The sequence below is a fragment of the Porcipelethomonas ammoniilytica genome (assembly GCF_025567485.1).
Taxonomy (GTDB): Bacteria; Bacillota; Clostridia; order Oscillospirales; family Ruminococcaceae; genus Porcipelethomonas; species Porcipelethomonas ammoniilytica.
Map to the genome: position 1 here is coordinate 1 of NZ_JAOQKH010000045.1, position 1,911 is coordinate 1,911.

The following is a 1,911-nucleotide window of genomic DNA, read 5'->3' on the forward strand; positions in this document are numbered from 1 at the left end:
GATGGTTGACTGTAAGGTTTATGAGGGACTTACCCAAGAAGATGAAGCCAGACTGTTCGCTGAACAAAACGGAATATCTCGTGCAGTTGAAAGTATTGCAAAGTTTAAGGCTCTTTATGCTGCAGGAGATGTAGATGTGGTTGAAATGGTAAGATTAGTTGAGCGCAGTGGATTTTATATGGATTTTTCTAAATCTAAAACGATTAATCGTATTACTGCGGTAGCCAAAACATATAAAGTATTTAAAGCCGTTTCATCGTCTGATTTTATAGAAATATTATCATTAATAAAAGAGTCATGGGAGGGTATACCGGAAAGCCTGAACACTGAAATAATCGGTGGTATGTATCTGTTTTATAAAACCTATAAAGGTGAATATAAAAGAAAAACATTGGTAACGCAGCTATCAAAAGTAAGCCCTGCAATAATCATAAGAGAGGGAAAGGCGTTTTCAAATGGAGGTGATGCACGTTTTGCAAGACAGATATTAAATATTTATAACAAAAATTTAAGAACCAACAGGTTAGACGACAAAATTTAAAACCAAGGAGGAAAGAAATGAAGCAATTGAAGAAGAGGTCAGGGTATGAGGAAACAAGCGTTGCATTCGATATATTAGGTCAACCGATACGTTGTAGTAACCCAGATTACATACCTAGTGATGCAGAGTACAACGCACTGAGAGAAGTTTGCCCGTGGTTGACAAATATGGGAAAACAAATGAGAGTTGACCGAGCAGTTGAAAAATTTATTTAAGAAAAGAGGAATAAAAAATGAAAGGGTATAAAGGATTTGAGCCGGGGCTGATATGCCGAGGCAAACAGTACGCAGAAAATACAGTATTTGAGGAAGAAGAAGCAGAAATATGCAGTTATGGAATGCATTTTTGTGAAAACCCGTTTGATGTATTAGATTATTATGGTTTCACAAATGATACTGGCGATTTCAATGAGTTTGCAGAGGTTGAAGCATTAGATGAAGTAAAAACTAATGATAACAGAAAATACTGCACTAAAAAACTGAAAATAGGTGCAAAGCTGTCAATATCAAAATTTATAAATGCCTGTGTTGATTTTGCTATAGAAAAAACATCAACATGTATTGCTGATAATAAAATAAGCAGCGGATATTCTGCAAAGATAGGCAGCAGTGGAAATTCTGCACAGATAGGCAGCAGCGGAGATTCTGCACAGATAGGCAGCAGCGGAGATTCTGCACAGATAGGCAGCAGCGGATATTCTGCAAAGATAGGCAGTAGCGGATATTCTGCAAAGATAGGCAGCAGCGGATATTCTGCAAAGATAGGCAGCAGCGGATATTCTGCACAGATAGGCAGCAGCGGAAATTTGGCAAAGATAGGCAGCAGCGGAGATTCTGCACAGATAGGCAGTAGCGGATATTCTGCACAGATAGGCAGCAGCGGAGATTCTGCACAGATAGGCAGCAGCGGAGATTCTGCACAGATAGGCAGCAGCGGATATTCTGCAAAGATAGGCAGTAGCGGATATTCTGCAAAGATAGGCAGCAGCGGAGATTCTGCACAGATAGGCAGCAGCGGAGATTCTGCACAGATAGGCAGCAGCGGAAATTTGGCAAAGATAGGCAGCAGCGGAGATTCTGCACAGATAGGCAGCAGCGGAAAAGATTGCGTTATTTGCTGCGCCGGTCACAATTCAGCCGTTAAAGCCAAAAAAGGCAGCTGGATTACGCTGGCTGAATGGGAATATTCTAAGGAAAAGGAACGTTATATTCCAAAATGCGTAAAAACGGAATTTGTGGACGGCGAACGAATTAAGGAAGATACGTTATATAAACTGATAGACGGTGAGTTTGTTGAGGTATAAAAAACCGCCTGCCCTGAGGCAACAGGGACAGGCAAAAGAAAAAATTTAAACAAATAAATGATAGCAT

3 protein-coding genes are annotated in these 1,911 nt (G+C 40.2%); all 3 read left to right on the top strand.

All coding sequences use genetic code 11. From position 1 onward, the window contains the following. Nucleotides 1-541 (top strand): DUF6551 family protein (locus OCV67_RS12795; RefSeq protein WP_178085165.1); only part of this gene is annotated, 541 nt, incomplete at its 5' end. A 17-nt stretch (nt 542-558) separates the two neighbouring features. Continuing rightward, nucleotides 559-756 (top strand): hypothetical protein, encoded by a 198-nt coding sequence (locus OCV67_RS12800; protein WP_147644330.1) that lies wholly within the window; start codon nt 559-561, stop codon nt 754-756. Nucleotides 757-773: 17 nt separating this feature from the next. Beyond that, nucleotides 774-1,844, top strand: coding sequence for a DUF7666 domain-containing protein (locus OCV67_RS12805; protein WP_147644331.1), 1,071 nt, complete (start codon nt 774-776; stop codon nt 1,842-1,844). Nucleotides 1,845-1,911: the final 67 nt, after the last annotated feature.